Consider the following 21400-nt stretch of genomic DNA (forward strand, 5'->3'; position numbering starts at 1 on the left):
ATCCCCGTGAGCCCCAGCCAGCACGCCCGGATGCAGGAGACGCTCGACAAGGCCGCCGCCGAGGCGGCCGAGTCGTCCTCGGGCCTCGGTGTCGACGGTGGCGTGGACCCCGAGGCGCTGGTGCGCGCGTACTTCCGCCAGGCGCCCCCCGAGGACGTGCTCGACCGCACCCCCCGCGACTGCTTCGGTGCCGCGTTCAGCCACGCCGGCCTGGCCCAGACCCGACGGCCGGGCACCCCGGCTGTGCGGGTGCTCACCCCGACGGAGTCCTCGGAGGGATGGTCGGCCTCGGGTCACTCGGTGCTCGAGGTCGTCACCGACGACATGCCCTTCCTCGTGGACTCGGTGACGATGGCGGTGTCGAACCTCGGCACCGAGATCCACACCGTGCTGCACCCCCAGGTGCTCGTACGCCGTGACGAGCACGGCGGCCTGCTCGAGGTGCTCGGCGAGGACTCCGACCGCAGCGGCGACACCGGCGCCGAGGGAGTGCTGCGCGAGGCCTGGATGCACGTCGAGGTCGACCGCGAGTCCGACGCCGCCGACCTGCGGGCGCTCGAGGAGTCCGTGACCAAGTCGCTCGCCGACAACCGCGCCGCGGTCGAGGACTGGCGCGCCATGCAGGACCGGGTCGGCGAGATCGTCGAGCAGCTCGAGGCCCGCCGCGAGGACGGTGTGGTCGACCACCTCGACGACGACCTCGACGAGTCCATCGCCCTGCTGCAGTGGCTGGCCGACGACCACTTCACCTTCCTCGGGTTCCGGTGCTACGACCTCGTCGAGCTCGAGGCCGAGGACCTTCCCGACGACGCCGAGGACCAGGGCTCCACCCGGGCGCTGTGCCCGCAGCTCGAGACCGGTCTCGGCATCCTGCGCGCCGCTGAGGGACAGGAGCCCACCCCGTCGCGGTTGCCCGCCGAGGTCGCCGACCAGGCGGTCGAACCGACCGTGCTGGTGCTGGCCAAGGCCAACTCCAAGGCGACCGTCCACCGCCCGGCGCACCTGGACTACGTGGGTGTCAAGCGGGTCGACGAGGACGGCCGTGTCGTCGGTGAGTGGCGGTTCCTCGGGCTCTACTCCTCGACGGTCTACACCGAGACGATCACCCGCATCCCGGTCGTGCGACGCAAGGTCGAGCAGATCTTCGAGATCGCCGACGTCGACAGGGTCAGCCACACCGGCAAGGCCCTGATGGACGTGCTCGAGAACTACCCGCGCGAGGAGCTGCTCACCACACCCGTCGACGAGCTCGCGCCGACCGCCACGGCGGTGATGCGCAACCGCGAGCGGCGTCAGGTGCGGCTGTTCATCCGCTCCGACCGGTACGCCCGCTACCTCTCCTGCCTGGTCTACCTGCCCCGCGACCGCTACACCACGGCGGTGCGCGAGAAGGTCACGGCGATCCTCAAGGAGCAGCTGCGCGGTGAGTCGGTGGAGTACACCGCCCGCGTGAACGAGTCGTTCCTCGCCCGGTTGCACATCGTCGTGCGACCTCCGCGCGACGAGGGGCTCCCGACCTACGACCACGAGGACCTCGAGCGTCGCCTGAAGGAGGTCGCCCGCTCCTGGCGCGACGACTTCCTCACCGCCCTCGACGACGAGTTCGGCGAGGAGCGCGGCGCCGAGCTCGCCAAGAAGTACGCCCCGGCCGTCCCGGACTCCTACGAGGACCACTACGTGGCGCGCACCGCCGCGGTCGACGTGGGTCGCCTCGAGGCGCTGGAGGGCGAGGAGGACCTGAGCCTGCGGCTCTTCGAGCGTGTGGACTCCCGCCCCGGGGAGATCCGGCTGAAGCTCTACCGCCGCGGCACCCCGCTGACGCTGTCGAACGTGCTGCCGGTGCTCACCGACCTCGGTGCCGAGGTGGTGGACGAGCACCCGTTCCCCTTCGAGGGCCTGGGCGTGCCGACCCACGTCTACGACTTCGGCCTGCGTACGCCGGAGCCGGTGCCCTCCGGGGAGCGCGACCGCATCGCCGAGGCGCTGCTGGCGGTGTGGGAGGGGCGGGCCGAGTCCGACTCCTACAACACCCTCGTGCTGGCCGCGGGGCTGGACTGGCGCGAGGTCGTCGTGCTGCGGGCGTACGGCAAGTACCTGCAGCAGGCGGGCACACCCTTCAGCCAGGACTACGTCGCCGAGACGCTCGCCTCCGCCCCGAGGATCACCAGCGGGCTCGTGGGCCTCTTCGAGGCGCGCTTCGACCCCGACTTCGACGGGGATCGGGAGGCGGCTCAGTCCGACATCCGCGCCGAGATCGAGTCCGACCTCGAGGCCGTGGCGAGCCTCGACCACGACCGGATCTTCCGGTCGTTCCTGACGATGCTCGAGGCCACGCTGCGTACGAACCACTACCAGGCCGCCGGGCCCCGTGACGGGGGCACCGGGTCGGCCGAGCACCACGACTACCTCTCGCTCAAGCTCGATCCCGGGGCGATCCCGGACCTGCCGCAGCCGCGGCCCGCGTACGAGATCTTCGTGTGCTCCCCGCAGGTCGAGGGAGTGCACCTGCGCTTCGGCGCGACGGCCCGCGGCGGACTGCGCTGGAGCGACCGGCGCGACGACTTCCGCACCGAGGTGCTCGGCCTGGTCAAGGCGCAGATGGTGAAGAACGCCGTCATCGTGCCGACCGGCGCCAAGGGTGGGTTCTTCGCCAAGCAGCTGCCGGACCCCGCCGAGGACCGCGAGGCGTTCCAGGCCGAGGGCAGGGCGGCGTACGCGACCTTCATCTCCGGTCTGCTCGACCTCACCGACAACCTCGTCGACGGGGAGGTCGTGCCGCCGGCCCGCGTGGTCCGTCACGACGACGACGACACCTACATGGTCGTGGCCGCCGACAAGGGCACGGCGACGTTCTCCGACCTCGCCAACTCCATCAGCGCCGACTACGACTTCTGGCTCGGCGACGCCTTCGCCTCCGGGGGTTCCGAGGGTTATGACCACAAGGCGATGGGCATCACCGCCAAGGGCGCCTGGGTCTCGGTGCAGCGTCACTTCCGCGAGATGGACGTCGACGTGCAGCGCGAGGAGTTCACCGTCATCGGCGTCGGCGACATGAGCGGCGACGTCTTCGGCAACGGCATGCTGCTGTCCGAGCACATCCGGCTCGTGGCCGCGTTCGACCACCGCGACATCTTCGTGGACCCCGACCCGGACACGGCGGCGTCGTACGAGGAGCGCAAGCGGCTCTTCGAGGCCGACCGGTCCAGCTGGGCCGACTACGACGAGTCGGTCATCAGCGAGGGCGGCGGCGTGCACTCGCGGCAGGCGAAGCGGATCGAGCTGACGCCTCAGGTGAGGACGGCCCTCGGCATCGACGACGACGTCGCCGAGATGACACCCGCGGAGCTGATCCACGCCATCCTGCTCGCACCGGTCGACCTGCTGTGGAACGGCGGGATCGGCACCTACGTCAAGGCGTCCACCGAGTCCCACGCCGACGTCGGCGACAAGGCCAACGACCAGATCCGCGTCGACGGCGCCGACCTGCGCGTCAAGGTCGTGGGGGAGGGCGGCAACCTGGGCCTCACCCAGCTCGGCCGCGTGGAGTTCGCCCGCGCGGGTGGCCGCGTCAACACCGACTTCATCGACAACTCCGGCGGGGTGGACACCTCCGACCGGGAGGTCAACATCAAGATCCTCCTCGACCGGGTCGTCAAGGACGGCGACCTGACCCGCAAGCAGCGCAACCGGCTGCTGGAGTCGATGACCGACGAGGTCGCGATGCTCGTGCTGGCCGACAACTACGAGCAGAACACCGCGCTCGCCAACGCCGTGCTCGCCTCCCCCTCGCTGCTGCACGTCCAGGAGGACTGGATCCGCACCCTCGAGGCCGACGACCTGCTCGACCGGGAGCTGGAGTTCCTGCCCAGCCGCAAGGAGATGCGTACGCGGCAGGCGAACGGCGAGGGGCTGACCACGCCGGAGCTGTGCGTGCTGCTCGCCTACACCAAGATCGCGGTGCTCGACGCGTTGCTGGACTCCGAGCTGCCGGACGAGGAGTTCTTCTCCCACCAGCTCGAGGAGTACTTCCCGACCGCGATGCGGGAGAAGTTCGCCGACCGCTTCGACGACCACCCGCTGCGGAGGATGCTCGTGGCGACGATGGTGACGAACAACTTCGTCAACCACGCCGGCATCACCTACTACCACCGGTTGCGCACCGAGACCGGGTCCGCGGGTGTCGACATCGTGCGCGCCCACCTGGTCGCGCGGCAGGTCTTCGGCACGCCCGAGCTGGTGCAACGCGTCAGCCACCTCGACAACGAGGTGCCCGCCGAGATCCAGAACGAGCTGCGCGGCGAGGTGAGGCAGCTGCTGGAGATCTCCTCGCGCTGGCTGCTGACCAACCGGCGCACCCCGCTCGACGGGAGTGAGGTCGCCGACCGCTTCACGACCCCGGTCCGGGAGCTGCTGGAGCAGCTCACCGACCTGTTCGGGGAGACCGAGCAGGCTGCGTACGAGGAGAAGCTCGCCCGCTACGACGAGGGCGGTGTGCCCGAGGACCTCGCTCGGGCGGTGGCGCTGCTGGAGCCCTCCAGCGCCCTGCTGGGGATCGTCGAGACCGCGCTGCGCGACGACGCCGACCAGGTCGACGCCGCCCGCGTGCACTTCACGCTCAGCGAGTGCCTGGGCCTCACCAGGGTGATCGAGAAGGCCGAGCAGCTGCCCACCGACGACCGGTGGGAGACGATGGCGCGCTCCGCGCTCTTCGACGACCTCGACGACGTCGCCGCGGAGCTGACCGCCCAGGTGCTGGCCGCGACCGAGCCGGGCGAGGAGCCCGCGAAGCGGGTGCAGAGCTGGTCGGAGGAGACCGGCGACGGCGTCGAGCGCACCGTGGAGCTGCTCACCGCGGTCAGCGACGACGACGAGGTGGACCTGGCACGCATGTCGGTGGCCGTGCGGGCGCTGCGGTCGCTGCTCTCGTGACCGACCGGCGGGCCGCGTACGCGGGATCGTCGTTACGGTGAGCGGGTGAGCACCGCACCGCTGTCCGACCTGGAACGTCGGGTCCTCGACCACCTGGACCCCGACCGGCTGATCGACGACCTCACGGGGCTCGTCCGGCGTCCCTCGGTCTCCGGCACCCGCGCCGAGGTCGAGGTGCAGGACGACATGGCCGGCCTGCTCGCCGAGGCGGGCGCTCGCGTCGACGCCTGGGACATCGACCTGCCGCAGATCACCTCCGACCCGTGGTTCCCCGGCGCCGAGGTCGAGCGCGAGGCCGCCAAGGGCGTCGTCGGGGTCGTGGGCGGAGCCCCGGACGACGCCCCCGCCCTCGCGCTGAACGGTCACGTCGACGTGGTCCCCGTCGGCGACCCCGAGGCCTGGCTGGGGCAGGACCCGTTCTCCGGTGAGGTCTTCGACGGCGCCGTCCACGGTCGCGGCACCGCCGACATGAAGGCCGGGGTGGCCGCCAACGTCGCGGTGGTCCGTACGCTCGCCGCCGCCGGCATCCGGCTGGAGCGGCCGTTGGCGGTGCACTCGGTGATCGGCGAGGAGGACGGCGGTCTCGGCACCTTCGCGACCCTGCGGCGCGGTCACCGTGCCGACACCTGCGTCATCACCGAGCCGACGCGCGGCCGACTGATCATCGCCAACGCGGGGGCGCTGACCTTCCGCATCGAGGTCGTGGGTGCTTCCGCGCACGGGTCGCTCCGGAAGCAGGGCGTCAGCGCGATCGAGGCGTTCTGGCCGATCTTCGACCGTCTGCGCGACCTCGAGACCGAGCGCAACCTCGACCGCGACCCGCTCTTCGAGGACCGCGACCTGCCCTACTCCATCTCCATCGGCACGATCAACGCCGGTGACTGGTCCAGCTCGGTGCCCGACAGGCTGGTGGCCGAGGGACGCTACGGCGTCCGCCTCGACGAGGACCCTCGCATCGCACGCACCGCCTTCGAGGACGCCGTGAACGAGGTCAGCATCAAGCACGACTGGCTGCGCGAGCACCGGCCCGTCGTGACGTGGCCCGGTGGGCAGTTCGCCTCGGGCCGGCTCTCGATCGAGCACCCGCTGGTCGAGGAGACCCGGGCGGCGGTCGTCGACGCCGGTCTCGCGGCACCCTCGCGGGTCGCGGAGGTGTACGGCTCCGACCTGCGCCTGTACGCCGGCATCGGCGGTGTGCCGACGCTGCACTACGGCCCCGGCGACCTCAACCAGGCGCACGCACCCGGCGAGCACGTGGCGGTCGAGGAGACCGTCGCCGTCGCCCGGGCGCTGACCGTGCTGGCGCTGCGTCGGTGCGGCGTGGTGGAGGCGTGAACCCGCTCGGCTGGGCGCTGCGCTCGATCCCGCTGGGACCGCTGCAGCCACTCAAGAACGTCGCCGGATCGCCGGTCGAGGGACAGCGGATCCTGGTCACCGGCGCCTCCTCGGGAGTCGGTGAGGCCACCGCCAGGCAGCTCGCCGCGAAGGGCGCGGAGGTCTGGCTGGTCGCGCGCCGCCTCGAGGAGCTCCAGCGGGTGGCGACCGAGATCGAGGCGGCCGGGGGATCCGCCCGTGTCTCGACGTGCGACCTCTCCGACCTCGAGCAGGTCGACGCGCTCGTCGCGGAGGTGCTCGAGGCCGGCGGGGTCGACGTGCTGGTCAACAACGCGGGCAAGTCCATCCGACGGTCGCTGGAGCTCAGCTTCGACCGGTTCCACGACTTCGAGCGCATGATGGCGATCAACTACTTCGGCCCCGTACGCCTCACCATGGGATTGCTGCCCTCAATGATCGAGCGTGGCGACGGGCACGTCGTCAACGTGCTCACCTGGGGCGTCCAGGGGCTGGCGCCGAAGTTCGCGGCGTACACCGCGGCGAAGGCGGCGCTCGACGCGTTCGGTCGCATCGCCTCGCGCGAGCTGCGCCACCAGGGCGTGACGGTGACGAACGTACGCCTGGACCTGGTGCGCACACCGATGATCGCCCCGACCGACGCCTTCGACAACCGGCCGGCCCGCTCACCGGAGGGCGCGGCGCGGATGCTGGTCCGCGCCTGCGAGGACCGCCCACCGGAGGTCAACACCCTGCTCGGCACGCTGGGCGCGATCTCGGGGATGGTCGCGCCCCGGGTCTCGGACCTGTCCTGGAACGCCGTGGACCGGCAGCTGCCCGACTCCAAGGCCGCCCGCGGCGACCGCTGAGAGGGCAGGAGGGGGTCAGGAGGCCTCGCCGCGCGACGCCTTCGCGTCGTCCACCGAGCGCTGCAGCGCGGCGAGCAGGTCGACGACCTCCCCGCCCTCCTTCTCGGTCGGGGTGGCCACGTCGGTGACCTCGCCGCCCTCGAGCTTGGCCTGCACCAGCGCCTCGAGAGCCTCCTCGTAGTCGTCGGTGTACTCCGAGGCGTCGAAGTCCCCGGCCAACGTCTCGACCAGGAGCGAGGCCATCTTCTTCTCCTGGTCCTTCGCCTCCTCGGCCGGCTCGACGTCGAAGTCGGGCTGCCGGACCTCGTCGGGCCACAGCATCGTCTGGAGCACGATCACCCCGTCGCGCACGCGGAGCACCGCCAGCGTCATGCGCTGCCGCAGCGACACCGTCACCAGTGCCACCCGGTCGGTGTCGACGAGCGCCTCGCGCAGCAGCGCGTACGCCTTCGTGCCGGCCTTGTCGGGCTCGAGGTAGTAGGACTTCTCGAACCACAGCGGATCGACCTGGTCGCTCGGCACGAACTTCTCCACCGAGATCTCCCGACTGGAGCTGACCGGCAGCTCGGCGAGGTCCTCGTCGGTCAGGATCACCATCTTGCCGTCGTCGGTCTCGTAGCCCTTGGCGATGTCGGCGTACGCCACCTCCTCGCCGTCCACCTCGCACACCCGCTTGTAGCGCACCCGGCCGCCGTCCTCGGCGTGCACCTGGCGGAACGTCACGTCGTGGCTCGACGTCGCGGCGTACAGCTTCACGGGCACCGAGACCAGCCCGAAGGAGATCGCACCCTTCCAGATCGCCCGCACCGTGTGGCCCCTCCCTGTCGCTCGCCGCCGCCGTGGACGGCCGAGGCCGTGCACGTCACGGCTCCTGAGGACAGGATGTACCCGTGCGACCGATGCTTGCCACCTCCGGCACCCGCGTACCCACCGACCCGGGGTGGGCGCACGAGGTGAAGTGGGACGGCATGCGTGCCCTGGTCGACGTCTCCGGCGCCCGCGAGCGGCGTACGCCCCGCCTCACGACCCGCACCGAGCGCGACGTCACCGTGGCGTTCCCCGAGCTCGGGGTCGTCGACGGGGCCCTCGCCGGCCGCGACCTTTTGCTCGACGGCGAGGTCGTCGCGATGGTCGAGGGCCGACCGTCGTTCGCCGGTCTGGCCGACCGCTTCCACGTCACCGACGCGCGCCGGGCGGCGAGGCTCGCGGCGGCCGCCCCGACGACGTACCTCGCCTTCGACCTGCTGCGTCTCGACGGCGAGGACCTGATCGGACGGCCCTGGGCCGAGCGTCGCCGCATGCTCGACGACATCGCCGCCACCGCGCTCGACGACGGCGGCTGGCCGCGACTCTCGGTGCCCCCGGTCTACGACGACGGCGAGGTGCTCCACACCGCCACCGCCGCGCAGGGCCTCGAGGGCGTGGTGAGCAAGCGGGTCACCTCGCCCTACCGTCCCGGTCGCCGCAGCGAGGAGTGGCTGAAGTTCCCGCACCGGCCGACCCGTTCGTACGTCGTCGGCGGCTGGCGGCCCGAGAAGGACGGCCGCGGGCTCGGCGCGGTGCTCGTCGGTGAGCCCTCGACCGCGGGACTGGTCTACCGCGGCCGGGTCGGGTCCGGCCTCGCCGGGGCCGCCGGACGGCGTCTGCTCGACCTGCTGCTCCCGTTGACCACCCACGAGGTGCCCTTCGCGACCGAGGTGCCGCCGACCGACGGCGACGTCGCGACGTGGGTACGCCCCGAGGTCGTCGTCGACATCGCCTCCCTGGGTCTCACCGGCGGCGGGCGGCTGCGGCAGCCCTCGCACCAACGCGTACGCCCCGACCTCACCCCCGACGACGTCATGGGCGCCTGACGTGGCTGCCCGCCACGAGCAGCGCGTCGCCGTCGACGGCCGGACCCTCGTCATCAGCAACCTCGACAAGGTGCTGTACCCGCGCACGGGCACGACGAAGGGGGAGGTGCTGCACTACTACGCCCAGGTCGCGCCCGTGCTGCTGCCGCACCTGGCCGACCGGGCGGTGACGCGCATCCGCTGGCCCCACGGGGTCGCCGAGGGGTCGTTCTTCGAGAAGAACCTGCCGACCGGTGCGCCGTCGTGGCTGGCCCGGGCGCAGATCACCGGGCACGGCTCCCGCAGCGGCACGGAGGGCGGCGAGACCGTCACCTACCCGGTGGTCGACGGGCTCGCGGCGCTCACCTACCTGGTCAACCTGGCATCCCTGGAGCTGCACGTGCACCAGTGGCGGGTCGACGTCGATGCGGACGGGGTGGGCGCCCCGCGTACGCCGGACCGCCTCGTCGTCGACCTCGACCCGGGACCGGGGGCGGGCCTGCACCAGTGCGCCCAGGTGGCCCTGATGGTGCGGCAGGCGCTGGCGGAACACGACCTCGACTGCGTGCCGGTCACGAGCGGCTCCAAGGGTCTGCACCTGTACGCCGCCCTCCCGTCGCCGACGGACGGGACCGAGAGGAGGACGTCCGCGGACGTGCGCGACCTCGCGAAGCAGGTGGCCCAAGCACTGGAGCGGGAGCGGGGCGACCTGGTGACCTCCACGATGACCAAGGCCAAGCGCAAGGAGAAGGTCTTCCTCGACTGGTCGCAGAACACCGCGGCCAAGACGACGATCACGCCGTACTCGCTGCGTGGCCGTGACCGTCCGCTCGTCGCCGCGCCGCGCACGTGGGCGGAGATCGAGGAGGGCGCCGAGGACGTCATGGCGCTCGACCAGTGCACGTGGGGCGAGGTGCTCGAGCGGGTCGGGACCTACGGCGACCTGTGCGAGCCCCTCCTGCCGTGAGCCGAGGCCTCAGACGACGCGCCATTCGATCGCGTCCGCTCCCTGGGCCTCGAGCGCTGCGTTCACCTGGCTGAACGGACGCGAGCCGAAGAACCCCCGGTGCGCGGACAGGGGTGAGGGGTGCGGGGACTCCACGCACGGCACGTCGCCGAGCCGCGCCCGCAGCGATCGCGCCGGGTTGCCCCACAGCAGGCCGACGAGCGGACCGCCGCGAGCGGCCAGCGCGTCGATGGCGCACTCGGTCACGGCCTCCCACCCCTTGCCGCGGTGCGAGTTCGCCTCACCCGGCCGCACCGTCAGCACCCGGTTGAGCAGCAGCACGCCCCGGTCGGCCCAGGCGGTCAGGTCGCCGTGGGGCGCAGGCGCGACGCCGAGGTCGTCGGAGAGCTCGGTGTAGATGTTGCGCAGGCTCGCCGGCACCGGAGTGCCGCGCGCCGCCGAGAAGCTCAGGCCCACCGGCACCCCGGGGGTGGGGTAGGGGTCCTGGCCGACCAGCAGCACGCGTACGCCCGCGAGGGGTCGCTCGAAGGCGCGCAGCACCAGCTCGCCCGCCGGCTGGTAGCCACGGCCGGCCGCCACCTCCGCGCGCAGGAAGTCGCCCATGCGGGCGATGTCGGGCCCCACCGGAGCCAGCGCCTCGGCCCAGTCGGCGGCCATCAGTCCGCGCTCGACGAGCGAGTCGAGCGAGCCCGGCGCCGTCATGAGCCCGCCCGCGCCGCGTCGCGAACGAGCGGCTCGAGCAGTCCCGCCACCGCCTGCTGCTCGACGGCGAAGGGGTGCAGGGCCAGTGCCTCGCCGCGGACGGTCTCCACGCCGTTGACCCAGGGCTCCTCGGCGCAGATGTCGTGGTCGGCAGACGGCTCGTAGAGGTCGAGGAAGAGCGCGTCGGACTGCTCGGCGGCGGCCTCCACGGCGTCGCTCAGGCCCCGCACCGCGTCGTCCAGCCGACCGAGTGCTGCCTCGGGCACCGGCAGCTCGGGGCAGGTCCCCGACTCAGGGGCCAGGCGGGGATAGCCGACGAGCACCACGACCGCGTCCTCGGCGACCTGCTCGCGCGTGAGCTCGACGACATCGATGAGGTTCTCGGTCACGGTGGCGAAGGAGTCCTCGAGACCGCCGTCGTCCAGCGCGGCCTCGCAGTCCTCCGCGGAGGCCCGGGCGCAGGCGCCCGTGATGCGACCGAAGATGCCCTCGTCGTTGCCGCCGAGCCCGATGGTCACCAGGTCGGTCTCCTCGGTCAGGGCCTCCTCCTGCGGCGGGATCTCGACGGTCTCACCCGTCGGCACCTCGAAGGTCTGCTCACCGGTCACGTCGTCGGTGTCCGCACCCGAGCACGACACGTCGACGAGGCGTACGCCGAGCTGCTCGGCCAGGAGCGCCGGGTAGTTCTGCGTCGACCGCAGGCACCCACCGGCCAGGTCGGTGCCCGGCGTCAGGGGGGCGGCGGTGTAGGAGTCGCCCAGCGCCGCGTAGGCGTCGAACGGCGACGGGGGGCCTGCGGGCTCCGGCGACGCGGTCTGTGTCGTCGCGGTGCCCGAGGACGTCCCGGGGTCACCCGGCTCGGCGGTCCCACCGCCGGCGCTGCACCCGGCAAGGCCGAGCGCGAGCACGCCAGCCAGCGCGGCGGCCTTCAGCGCGCCAACCCCCGCGACCCGGCGGAGGAGTAGCGCCGGGTCGGGTTGGAGCCGATCTTGCCGCGGTCGGGCATCGGCTCGACCTCGGTCGAACGGGCCTTGGCGACGGTGCGCCGGTCCACCCGCTCGGCCGGCGTCGGCTGGGCGGGGGTCGTCTTCTGCACGCTCTGGTGCGCGTCGAGCCACTCGTCCAGGATGACCCACGTGGTCGAACGCGACTCACGCCCGGTGATCATGCCGAGGTGTCCACCCGGCACGACCTCGAAGCGCACCTCGGCCGCGCCGGTCAGCAGGTCCACGAGGTGGCGTACGGACCGCACGGGGGCGATCGAGTCGTTGCCGCCCGCGAAGACCAGCGTCGGCGCCGTCACCGCCGCGACGTCGACGCTGCGCCCCCCGATGCGCATGCGTCCTCGCTTGAGCTGGTTGCCGCGGATGAAGTGGTGGTACAGCTGCCCGAACGAGCGCCCGGGGTAGGCGATCATGTGGTCGGTGAAGCGGTCCACCGCCTCGATCTGCGCGAGGAACTCGCGGTCGTCGAGGTTGAGCGCCAGCGCGAGCGGCTTGGTGATGACCTTGTGCACGCTGGAGAGCTGGAACGCCTTCTTGACCAGCGGCTTGGGTGCCCCGCCGAGCAGACGGTAGAGCGGGGTCACCGGGCCGCGCCCGCGCGCCGCGACGATGAGCGGGCGCAGCGGGGCGATCAGCGGCACCTGCGAGACGTCGAACGGTGAGCCCACCACGGTCAGCGACGCGATCGGGAGATCCTCGGCCTCCGCGGCGACCAGGGCAGCGAAGATGCCGCCCAGGGACCAGCCGACCAGGTGCACCGGTCGCCGACCGGCGTGCTTGTGGACCGCACGGATCGCGGCGGGCACGACCTCGTCGACCCAGTGCTCCATGCCGAGGTCACGGTCCTTGAAGGCGACCTCGCCGTACTCCACCAGATAGGTCGGGCGGCCGCCCTTGACCAGGTGCTCGACGAGTGAGCAGCCACGACGCAGGTCGAAGCAGATCGACGGCGCCGCCAGGGGAGTCACCAGCAGCACGGGGTCCCCGACACTGCGTACGCCCGACTGCGGCCGGTAGTGGTAGACCTCCCGGAGCCGACCGTCGTCGATCAGCGTGCGCGGCATCGGCCGGGTGTCGGCCAGACCGCCGTAGAGCAGCTTGTGCGCCACGTTGCTGGCCGCCGAGACGACCTGGTCCGGCTTCGGGATCAGATCCATGCCGCGCATGGTACGCAGGATCGGCCCCGCCGGCGGTGAGGCTCAGTCGCTGCCGGCCGGGCGGTCCTGCCCGAGCAGGTCGAGGAACGCCGAGGCCCACGCCGCGACGTCGTTGTCGGCCACCGTGCGCCGCATCGCCCGCATGCGGCGACGCCGGTCGTCGCGGTCGGCCGAGGAGGCCTCCATCATCGCGGCCTTCATGCCGTTGATGTCGTACGGGTTGACCAGGTACGCCTGGCGCAGCTCGTCGGCGGCCCCGGCGAACTCGCTGAGCACGAGCGCGCCGTCGTCGTCGTAGCGGCACGCGACGTACTCCTTGGCCACGAGGTTCATGCCGTCGCGCAGCGGCGTGACGACCATGACGTCGGCGGCGCGGTACAGCGCCGCCAGCTCCTCGCGCGGGTAGGAGTTGTGCAGGTACGAGATCGCCGGCTTGCCGATCTTGCCGAGGTCGCCGTTCACCATGCCGACGAGCTGGTTGATCTCGTTCTTGAGCGCGACGTACTCCTCCACACGCTCGCGCGAGGGCGTGGCGACCTGCACGAAGACGGCGTCCTCCACGTCGAGCTGGCCCTCCTCGACGAGCTCGGCGAAGGCGCGCAGCCGGGCGAAGATGCCTTTGGTGTAGTCGAGTCGGTCGACGCCCAGGAACACGGTGCCGGGGTTGCCGAGGGCCTCGCGGATCTCCTTGCTGCGCTGCTCGACCTTCTCGTCCCGGGCGAGCTCGACGAAGTCGTCGTAGTCGATGGAGATCGGCAGCGCCTGGGCGCGGACGACCCGGCCGTCGGGCAGGTGGACCCGGTCGCGGTGGGTCTTGTGGCCGACGCGCTGGCGCACGAGGCGTACGAAGTTGGCGGCCCCGCCGGGCAGCTGGGTGCCCACGAGGTCGGCCCCGAGGAGGCCCTCGAGGATCTGGCGCCGCCACGGCAGCTGCTGGAAGAGCTCCGGCGGCGGGAACGGGATGTGCAGGTAGAAGCCGATCGTCACATCGGGGCGGGACTCCCGCAGCATCTGCGGCACGAGCTGCAGTTGGTAGTCCTGCACCCAGACCGTGCCGCCGTCGGCGACGACCTCGGCGCAGCGGTCCGCGAAGCGCTGGTTGACCGTGACGTACGCGTCCCACCACTCGCGGTGGAACTCCGGCTTGGCGACGAGGTCGTGGTAGAGCGGCCACAGGGTCGCGTTGGAGAAGCCCTCGTAGAACTCCTCGACCTCCTGGCCGGACAGGCGCACGGGCACCAGGTCGAGCCCGGCGTCGTGGAACGGCTCGACCTCCTCGTCGGCGATGCCGGGCCAGCCGATCCAGGCGCCGTCGTTCTCCCGCATCACCGGCATCAGGGCGCTCACGAGACCGCCGGGGGAGGTGCGCCAGTCCACGGAGCCGTCGTCGTGCACGACGCGGTCGACCGGCAGTCGGTTGGCCACGACGACGAGGTCGGCGGAGCGTGCTCCACCGATGCGGGCGAGGCCGTTCGGGTCGTCCGTGCTCACGGTCGTCACCGTAACCCCGCCGTGACCGCCGTATGCCTTCCGCGCGTCGAACCACACCGTTGTCATTCGCGGGACCTATCGTGTCGGTGGCGGGGTGTGTCCACCGGACAGGTGGTGCGGCCCGGGCAGACGGCGGAGCACAGGTGAGACGGAGGAGGCGCGATGGAGGCCGACGAGGCAGCCGCGCGGGCCGAGCAGGCACCGGACCGGTCCGGTGAGGCGGCGGGTCTGAGTGAGCGCGACCGCAGGATCCTGGACTTCGAACGGCAGTGGTGGAAGTTCCACGGCGCGAAGGAGCAGGCGGTCCGCGAGATGTTCGACATGTCGAGCACGCGGTACTACCAGGTGCTCAACGCGCTGATCGACCGTCCCGACGCCCTCGAGCACGATCCTCTGCTCGTCCGTCGTCTCCGCCGCCTCCGCGCGGCACGGCAGCGGGCGCGCTCGGCCCGCCGCCTCGGGTTCGAGGTCTGAGATGAGGTCTGCCATGTGGTCTGTCAGAACAGCGTTTCCGTCGGCTCCGCGGGGTGCTCGCCGCAGCGATCGAGGGGTGGTGCTCCCCGGGGCGATCGCGATGCTGGGAGCCGGTGGCGTCCTCGCCGCGGGCGCGCTCCTCGTGCTGACCGAGCCGGGTGGTGCGGACCAGGCCGCGGCGGTCGCGCCGGCGGCGCCGTCGGCTCCCCGGCAGACGCAGGACCTGCAGGTCGCGGACCCGTCGGACGAGCAGAGCACCGGCGTACGCGTGCTCTCGGGCGAGCAGCTGAGCAAGAAGAAGCCGCCGAAGATCGTGCGGTCCGAGGAGTACGTCGAGATCTACAACAACACCGGCATCGTCGGGCTCGCCGCCGACTCGGCGTCGCGTGCGCAGGGCGTGGGCTGGAACGTCGTGGCCGTGGACAACTGGTACGGCACGATCGTCGACACCACCGTCTACTACCCCTCGGGGATGCGCCGGCAGGCGAACCTGCTCGCCACCGACCTCGGCATCGACCGGGTGGTGCCGGCGGTCGACCCGATGAGCGGTGACCGGCTCACCGTCATCCTCACCGGCTGAGCGAGTCGCTCGAGCAGGTCTGAGCCTCCCGCGGTGCGGCATGCTCCTGGCATGGAGCAGCTGAGCGGGAGCCGTTGGACGCGCATCGTCGAGAGCGCCGGCGAGCTCGTCGTCGGACTCGACTTCGACGGGGTGCTGGCGCCGATCGTGGACGACCCCGAACGCGCGGTCATCCACCACCGGGCGCCGGCCCTGCTGGCCAGGCTCGGAGCTCGCGTGCGCGCCATCGCCGTCATCACCGGTCGACCTGCCGGTCAGGCCCTGGCCCTCGGCGGACTCGAGGCCGTGGGTGAGCAGGTGCGGGCGTCGGGCGGTGTGCTGCGGGTGCTGGGCCAGTACGGCAACGAGCGGTGGAGCTCCGAGGAGCCCGTCGTCGTGACCCCCGATCCGCCCGCCGGCGTCGCGGCCCTCCTGGACGAGCTCCCCGCCCTGCTCGCCGACGCCGACGCCTCCGGTGCCTGGGTCGAGGAGAAGGGTCTTGCGGTCGGCGTGCACACCCGGCGGCTGCAGGACGGCGCCGCGGCGTACGACCGCCTCGAGGGCCCGTTGCGCGAGGCGGCCGAGCGCCACGGCCTGCACCTCGAGCCGGGCCGCATGGTGCTGGAGCTGCGTGCCCCGGGGGCCGACAAGGGCGATGCGGTGCGCGAGGCGGTGACCGACCACGACGCCGGGGCGGTCCTCTACGCCGGGGACGACCTGGGCGACGTGCCCGCCTTCGACGCCGTCGAGGCGCTCGCGGGCGAGCAGCACCTGCCGGGCTTCCTCGTCTGCTCGGGATCGGGCGAGCAGCAGGCCCTCGTGGGACGAGCCGACGTCGTCGTGGAGGGCCCCGACGGGGTCATGGACCTTCTGGAGCGTCTCGCCGAGGCGATCGGCGCGTGACCGGCGGGTGACCTCGGTCTCGCATGTCGGTCTCGACGTGCGCATCGTGAGACACCTGCCTAGCATTGGGCTTGCTCATCGAGAGGGGCAGAGGGATACGGCCCGCTGAAGCCCCGGCAACCGCCCGATCGACGTCCACGCCAGAGTGGGGCGCGTCGAGGGGAAAGGTGCCAAGTCCGTCTCGTCACCGAAGGTCGGTCGGCGGGAAAGATGAGAGGAGGCCCTCCTTGAGCACCCTCACCGCCCCCGAGAACACCGGGCTCGACCTGCGCCCGGGCGCGTTCGGCAACGCCACGGCACTGACGTGCCGCGAGTGCGGGCACCAGCGCGAGCTGGGTCCGTTCTACGCCTGCGACGAGTGCTTCGGCCCGCTCGAGATCGCGTACGACCTGCCGCGCCTGACCCGGGGCGACATCGCCGCCGGGCCCGCGAACATGTGGCGCTACCGCGAGCTGCTGCCGGTGCCCACCGACATCACGTCCTCGCCCAACATGGAGGCCGGCTTCACCCGTCTCGTCGGCGCGGGCAACCTCGCCCGTGAGCTCGGCATGCGCTCGCTGCACGTCAAGGACGACTCCGGCAATCCGACGCACTCCTTCAAGGACCGTGTCGTCGCCGTCGCCCTCTCGGCGGCCCGCGAGTTCGGCGCGAAGGTCTTCGCGTGCCCCTCGACCGGCAACCTCGCCAACGCCGTCGCCGCCGCCGGTGCGCGCGCCGGCATGCGCACGGTCGTCTTCATCCCCGAGAACCTCGAGCGACCCAAGATCCTCACCACCGCGGTCTACGGCGGCACGCTCGTGGCCGTCCGCGGCAACTACGACGACGTCAACCGGCTGGCCGGCGAGATCGCCGGCGAGGAGGAGGGCTGGGCGTTCGTCAACGTCAACGTGCGCCCCTTCTACGCCGAGGGCTCCAAGACGCTGGCGTACGAGATCGCCGAGCAGCTGGGCTGGAGGCTGCCGAAGCAGATCGTCATCCCCGTGGCGTCCGGCTCGCAGCTGACGAAGATCGACAAGGGTTTCGCCGAGCTCATCGAGCTCGGTCTGGTCGAGGCCGACGAGTACCGCATCTTCGGCGCCCAGGCCGAGGGCTGCTCCCCGGTCTCGCAGGCCTTCCGTGACGGGCACCAGGTCGTCCGCCCGGTCAAGCCCGACACCATCGCCAAGTCGCTGGCCATCGGCAACCCGGCGGACGGCCCGTACGTGCTCGACGTCGTGCGTCGCACCGGTGGGGCGGTCGCGGACGTCACCGACGAGCAGGTCAAGGACGGCATCCAGCTGCTGGCCCGCACCGAGGGCATCTTCGCCGAGACCGCGGGCGGGGTGACCGTGGGCGTGCTGAAGAAGCTCGTGGAGTCCGGTCAGCTCGACCCCGACGCCGAGACCGTCGTGCTCAACACCGGCGACGGCCTGAAGACCCTGGACGCGATCGGCGACCGGGTGGGCCCGTCGGCGACGATCGACCCGTCGTACGCGCAGTTCGCCCGCGAGGTGCTCTGAGGCGGGACCTCGCACGAGGCCCCTGAGACGGGATTGGCCGGAAGCACATCTCACGAGTGAGCGTGCCTCCGGCCAGAACCCCGTCGCACCCACAGGGCTCCCGCTCAGCCTGACCGGTGCCGTCACGGACGGTCAACGGTTGCGGTCGAGGTCGGGCCCACCGGCGGGACAGAAGGGGACCAAAGGCCCGTACGCACATGTCGGACGCCCCGCGACGCGGGTTTGCACTCGACCATGCCGAGTGCTAGAAACGAGGCTGGCACTCTCCTGGTGAGAGTGCCACCATCCCGGGTCGCGACGTCGAGGTCGCCGGGGCGTGGTCGAGCAGGGTTCGGGCACGCCGGGCACCGTCCGTCGCGGGCGACGCGCGAACCGGCCACCAACGTTCCAGACGTGAGGAATCGCTGCGCATGAGCAAGCTGATCGCATTCGACGAGGAGGCCCGTCGCGGCCTCGAGCGGGGCATGAACACCCTCGCCGACGCCGTCAAGGTCACCCTCGGCCCCAAGGGCCGCAACGTCGTGCTGGAGAAGAAGTGGGGCGCCCCCACCATCACCAACGACGGTGTCTCCATCGCCAAGGAGATCGAGCTCGAGGACCCGTACGAGAAGATCGGGGCCGAGCTCGTCAAGGAGGTCGCCAAGAAGACCGACGACGTCGCCGGTGACGGCACCACCACCGCGACCGTGCTGGCCCAGGCGATGGTCCGCGAGGGCCTGCGCAACGTGGCCGCCGGCGCCAACCCGATGGCGCTCAAGCGCGGCATCGAGAAGGCCGTCGTCGCCGTGTCCGAGCAGCTCTCGGCCATGAGCAAGGACATCGAGACCAAGGAGCAGATCGCCTCCACGGCCTCGATCTCCGCCGCCGACCCGACCGTCGGCGAGCTCATCGCCGAGGCGATGGACAAGGTCGGCAAGGAAGGCGTCATCACCGTCGAGGAGTCCAACACCTTCGGGCTCGACCTCGAGCTGACCGAGGGCATGCGCTTCGACAAGGGCTACATCTCGGCGTACTTCGTCACCGACACCGAGCGCATGGAGACGGTCCTCGACGACCCGTACATCCTGATCGCGAACTCGAAGGTCTCGAACGTCAAGGACCTGCTGCCGCTGCTGGAGAAGGTCATGCAGTCCGGCAAGCCGCTGCTGATCCTCTCCGAGGACGTCGACGGCGAGGCGCTGTCCACCCTCGTGGTGAACAAGATCCGCGGCACCTTCAAGTCCGTCGCCGTCAAGGCCCCCGGCTTCGGCGACCGCCGCAAGGCCATGCTGCAGGACATCGCGATCCTCACCGGTGGTCAGGTGATCTCCGAGGAGGTCGGCCTGAAGCTCGAGAGCGCCGGGCTGGAGCTGCTCGGCCAGGCCCGCAAGGTCGTCGTCACCAAGGACGAGACCACGATCGTCGAGGGTGCCGGCGACGCCGACCAGATCGCCGGTCGCGTCAACCAGATCCGTGCCGAGATCGAGAAGTCGGACTCCGACTACGACACCGAGAAGCTGCAGGAGCGCCTCGCGAAGCTCTCCGGCGGCGTCGCGGTCGTCAAGGTCGGTGCCGCGACCGAGGTCGAGCTCAAGGAGCGCAAGCACCGCATCGAGGACGCCGTGCGCAACGCGAAGGCCGCCGTGGAGGAGGGCATCGTCGCCGGTGGTGGCGTGGCCCTGACCCAGGCCGCCGCGAAGGCGTTCGAGACCCTCTCGCTGGAGGGTGACGAGGCCACCGGTGCGGCGATCGTGCAGCTGGCCGCCGAGGCCCCGCTGAAGCAGATCGCGATCAACGCCGGCCTCGAGGGCGGCGTCGTGAGCGAGAAGGTGCGCAACCTCAAGGCCGGTCACGGTCTGAACGCCGCCAACGGCGAGTACGTCGACATGATCGACGAGGGCATCATCGACCCGGCCAAGGTGACGCGCTCCGCGCTGCAGAACGCCGCCTCCATCGCGGCGCTGTTCCTCACCACCGAGGCCGTCATCGCCGACAAGCCCGAGAAGGCGCCGGCCATGCCGGGTGGCGACGGCGGCATGGGCGGCATGGACTTCTGATCCACCCGCAGGTGCACTGACGCATCACCCAGAAAGAGGCCCCGCGAGCACAGAGCTCGCGGGGCCTCTTCGCGTCCGGGTCCTCGGCTCGGCGGTAAGCGCGACGGCCTTCTTCACCGGTGCGCACGGCACCCGTGCGGGGTCGCGGAGGTGTCAGACGTACCAGTCAGTCCGCCAGCGCTTCAGCGCACACCGCGCGTACGCAGCTGCACGCTGATGCGGGGCCCGACCGGCGCCGCGGTTTTGAGCACGGCGTGCTCCCAGGTGCGCTGGCACGAGCCGCCCATGACGACCAGGTCGCCGTGCCCCATCGTGAAGGACGTCGACTCCCCGCCGCCGCGCGGTCGCAGGCTCAGCCGCCGCGGGTCGCCGAGCGAGACGATCGCGACCATCGTGTCCTCGCGCGCCGCCCGCCCGATGGTGTCGCCGTGCCAGGCCACGGAGTCCCGGCCGTCGCGATAGTAGGCGAGACCGGCCGAGACGAAGACCTCACCGAGCTCACCGGCGTAGAACGCGTCGAGCCGGTGCTTCGCCGCCGCCACCGCCGGGTGGGGCACCTCCTCGGCGGAGTCGTAGAACCGGGTCAGGCGCGGCACGTCGACGACCCGGTCGTACATCTGGCGGCGCTCGGCCTGCCAGTCGACATCGGCGACGAGGCGGGCGAACAGGTCGTCGGCGCCGCGCAGCCACCGCGGGCGCACGTCCACCCACGCGCCGCGGGACAGGTGCGTACGTCCCACCTCGCCGTCGAGGCCACCGAAGGTGACCTCGTCGGCGGCACCACCGGGGTCGGACTCGTCGACGGTGAGGTCGAGCAGGGAGGGCTGGAAGTCGAGCACGACGAGAGCGTACCCGCGACTCGAACACACGTTCTAGTCAGCGTTTGCGGCATCCTGTCCTCATGAGTACGGGCAGCGGCGCCGCCGCACGCGTGGTCGACCTCCGCAAGACGTACGGCACCGGCGGGGCCGAGGTGGTCGCCCTCGACGGCGTCACGCTCGAGTTCGCCACGGCCGAGTTCACGGCCGTGATGGGGCCGTCGGGCTCGGGCAAGTCGACGCTGATGCACTGCGCGGCGGCCCTGGACAGCGCCGACTCCGGCGAGGTCTGGGTCGGCGACACACAGCTGGGCACGCTGGGCGACAAGGAGCTCACCCGGCTCCGACGCGACCGCATCGGGTTCGTCTTCCAGGCCTTCAACCTCGTGCCGACCCTGACCGCGGAGGAGAACATCACGCTGCCGCTGGCCATCGCTGGACGCAAGCCTGAGGCCGAGTGGCTCCAGTCGGTCGTGTCCGCGGTCGGACTCGAGGGCCGTCTCCACCACACGCCCGCGCAGCTGTCCGGGGGGCAGCAGCAGCGGGTCGCGGTGGCGCGAGCGCTGACCAGCCGGCCCGACGTCGTCTTCGCCGACGAGCCCACCGGCAACCTTGACTCCACCTCGGGCGCGGAGGTGCTGCGGCTGCTGCGTCGGTCGGTGGACGAGTTCGGCCAGACCGTCGTGATGGTCACCCACGACCCGGTGGCCGCGGCCTGGTGCGACCGCGTCGTGTTCCTCGCCGACGGGGCGGTGGTCGAGGAGCTCCGTGACCCGGACCGCGACGGCGTGCTCGAGGCGATGTCGCGCCTCGCGGGCGAAGGCTGAG

Annotated in this window: 17 protein-coding genes and 1 riboswitch; of the genes, 11 read left to right on the forward strand and 6 right to left on the reverse strand. The window is 71.6% G+C overall.

Features of this window, described 5'->3' with window-relative positions:
• Window positions 1-243: 243 nt before the first annotated feature.
• The 3 genes from KLP28_10665 to KLP28_10675 are packed head-to-tail and all read left to right on the forward strand — an operon-like array spanning window position 244 to window position 7130.
• Window positions 244-4929 carry an NAD-glutamate dehydrogenase gene (locus KLP28_10665; protein ID QWC86930.1) on the forward strand — a complete coding sequence of 1562 codons (4686 nt, stop codon included), beginning with the start codon at window positions 244-246 and terminating at the stop codon, window positions 4927-4929.
• Between the two features lie 60 nt (window positions 4930-4989).
• Window positions 4990-6264, forward strand: a complete 1275-nt coding sequence (locus KLP28_10670; protein ID QWC86931.1) for an ArgE/DapE family deacylase — start codon at window positions 4990-4992, stop codon at window positions 6262-6264.
• Window positions 6243-7130 (forward strand): SDR family NAD(P)-dependent oxidoreductase, encoded by an 888-nt coding sequence (locus KLP28_10675; GenBank protein ID QWC84071.1) that lies wholly within the window; start codon window positions 6243-6245, stop codon window positions 7128-7130. Before KLP28_10670 ends, KLP28_10675 begins: the two co-directional genes overlap by 22 nt.
• Window positions 7131-7145: 15 nt before the next feature.
• On the opposite strand, the gene KLP28_10680 is transcribed toward KLP28_10675, so the two are convergent.
• A complete protein-coding gene (locus tag KLP28_10680; protein ID QWC84072.1) occupies window positions 7146-7937 on the reverse strand; it encodes a Ku protein in 792 nt (263 codons plus the stop codon).
• Window positions 7938-8029: 92 nt separating this feature from the next.
• On the opposite strand from KLP28_10680, the gene KLP28_10685 reads away from it, so the two are divergent.
• Window positions 8030-8983, forward strand: coding sequence for a DNA ligase (locus tag KLP28_10685; GenBank protein ID QWC86932.1), 954 nt, complete (start codon window positions 8030-8032; stop codon window positions 8981-8983).
• A 1-nt stretch (window position 8984) separates the two neighbouring features.
• Entirely contained in the window at window positions 8985-9929 is a 945-nt protein-coding gene (gene ligD, locus KLP28_10690; GenBank protein QWC84073.1) for a non-homologous end-joining DNA ligase, read from the forward strand.
• Between the two features lie 9 nt (window positions 9930-9938).
• Here ligD and KLP28_10695 read toward each other — a convergent pair whose 3' ends face one another.
• The 4 genes from KLP28_10695 to KLP28_10710 are packed head-to-tail and all read right to left on the reverse strand — an operon-like array spanning window position 9939 to window position 14349.
• Entirely contained in the window at window positions 9939-10631 is a 693-nt protein-coding gene (locus tag KLP28_10695) for a uracil-DNA glycosylase (GenBank protein QWC84074.1), read from the reverse strand.
• A complete protein-coding gene (locus KLP28_10700; GenBank protein ID QWC84075.1) occupies window positions 10628-11539 on the reverse strand; it encodes an SGNH/GDSL hydrolase family protein in 912 nt (303 codons plus the stop codon). Before KLP28_10700 ends, KLP28_10695 begins: the two co-directional genes overlap by 4 nt.
• Before the next feature lie 20 nt (window positions 11540-11559).
• Entirely contained in the window at window positions 11560-12792 is a 1233-nt protein-coding gene (locus tag KLP28_10705; GenBank protein QWC84076.1) for an alpha/beta fold hydrolase, read from the reverse strand.
• A 42-nt stretch (window positions 12793-12834) separates the two neighbouring features.
• Window positions 12835-14349 carry a trehalose-6-phosphate synthase gene (locus tag KLP28_10710; protein QWC84077.1) on the reverse strand — a complete coding sequence of 505 codons (1515 nt, stop codon included), beginning with the start codon at window positions 14347-14349 and terminating at the stop codon, window positions 12835-12837.
• A gap of 96 nt (window positions 14350-14445) precedes the next feature.
• On the opposite strand from KLP28_10710, the gene KLP28_10715 reads away from it, so the two are divergent.
• The 5 genes from KLP28_10715 to groL all read left to right on the forward strand — a co-directional run bounded on the left by KLP28_10715 (window position 14446) and on the right by groL (window position 19754).
• Window positions 14446-14757: a DUF3263 domain-containing protein gene (locus KLP28_10715; GenBank protein QWC84078.1), complete on the forward strand. Its 312-nt coding sequence runs from the start codon at window positions 14446-14448 to the stop codon at window positions 14755-14757.
• A 76-nt stretch (window positions 14758-14833) separates the two neighbouring features.
• A complete protein-coding gene (locus KLP28_10720; GenBank protein ID QWC84079.1) occupies window positions 14834-15337 on the forward strand; it encodes a LytR C-terminal domain-containing protein in 504 nt (167 codons plus the stop codon).
• Window positions 15338-15388: 51 nt separating this feature from the next.
• Entirely contained in the window at window positions 15389-16219 is an 831-nt protein-coding gene (gene otsB, locus KLP28_10725; GenBank protein QWC84080.1) for a trehalose-phosphatase, read from the forward strand.
• A gap of 72 nt (window positions 16220-16291) precedes the next feature.
• Window positions 16292-16436, forward strand: a riboswitch (SAM riboswitch).
• 10 nt (window positions 16437-16446) lie between these two features.
• Entirely contained in the window at window positions 16447-17718 is a 1272-nt protein-coding gene (locus tag KLP28_10730; protein QWC84081.1) for a threonine synthase, read from the forward strand.
• Window positions 17719-18128: 410 nt separating this feature from the next.
• Window positions 18129-19754 (forward strand): chaperonin GroEL, encoded by a 1626-nt coding sequence (gene groL / locus KLP28_10735; protein QWC84082.1) that lies wholly within the window; start codon window positions 18129-18131, stop codon window positions 19752-19754.
• 182 nt (window positions 19755-19936) lie between these two features.
• Here the strand turns inward: groL and KLP28_10740 are convergent, their stop codons facing one another.
• Window positions 19937-20593 carry an alpha-ketoglutarate-dependent dioxygenase AlkB gene (locus KLP28_10740; protein QWC84083.1) on the reverse strand — a complete coding sequence of 219 codons (657 nt, stop codon included), beginning with the start codon at window positions 20591-20593 and terminating at the stop codon, window positions 19937-19939.
• A gap of 62 nt (window positions 20594-20655) precedes the next feature.
• On the opposite strand from KLP28_10740, the gene KLP28_10745 reads away from it, so the two are divergent.
• Complete coding sequence (locus KLP28_10745; GenBank protein ID QWC84084.1) at window positions 20656-21399, forward strand: ABC transporter ATP-binding protein; 744 nt, start codon at window positions 20656-20658, stop codon at window positions 21397-21399.
• Window position 21400 lies beyond the last annotated feature (1 nt).

The sequence above is a fragment of the Nocardioidaceae bacterium genome (assembly GCA_018672315.1).
Taxonomy (GTDB): Bacteria; Actinomycetota; Actinomycetes; order Propionibacteriales; family Nocardioidaceae; genus TYQ2.